Raw genomic sequence first — 531 nt, 5'->3', positions numbered from 1 at the left:
CAGGGCGGCCGTCCGCAACTGCCCACCCGCGGCCCCGCGCCCGAGCTTCCGGCCCCGTCCCAGCCCGGCACCAGTTGGGGCGCACGCGCCGCGGCCGGCGAGGACGACTGGCCGGGCACGCCGCGCGACGCGGTCGACACCCCGCGCGGGCATGAGGAGTACGACTCCACGGGCCAGTTCGCCCGTCCGGACCTCGGCGGCTCCGGGGACCGGCGCGACCCGTTCGGCAACCGCGGCCCCGGCGACACCGGCGAGCTGCCGCAACTGAGCGACGGCCCCAACCTGTTCGAGCCGCGCCGCGGGGCCAATGGGCCGCAGGGCGGCCAGGGACCGGCCGACACCGGCCAGTTCAACCGGCCCGACTACGACCGCGGCCCCGGCGACACCGGCGAGTTCGCCCGTCCGGAGCTCGGCCAGGGCCCGGGTGACACCGGTGAGTACGCCCAGCCCCGGTTCGAGGACGCCGCCCCGCGCGGCGGCCGCGGCCCCGGGGACACGGGCGAGTTCCCGCGTCCGAACATGGGCGGCCCG

1 pseudogene is annotated in these 531 nt (G+C 79.3%); it reads left to right on the top strand.

The window, feature by feature from the left end:
- Positions 1-531, top strand: a pseudogene (locus KN815_RS42845) (histidine kinase); the annotation flags it as partial.

Source organism: Streptomyces niphimycinicus, assembly GCF_018883605.1.
Taxonomy (GTDB): domain Bacteria; phylum Actinomycetota; class Actinomycetes; order Streptomycetales; family Streptomycetaceae; genus Streptomyces; species Streptomyces niphimycinicus.
Note: the sequence above shows the minus strand (reverse complement) of the source record. Positions and strands in the feature narration are given on the sequence as shown.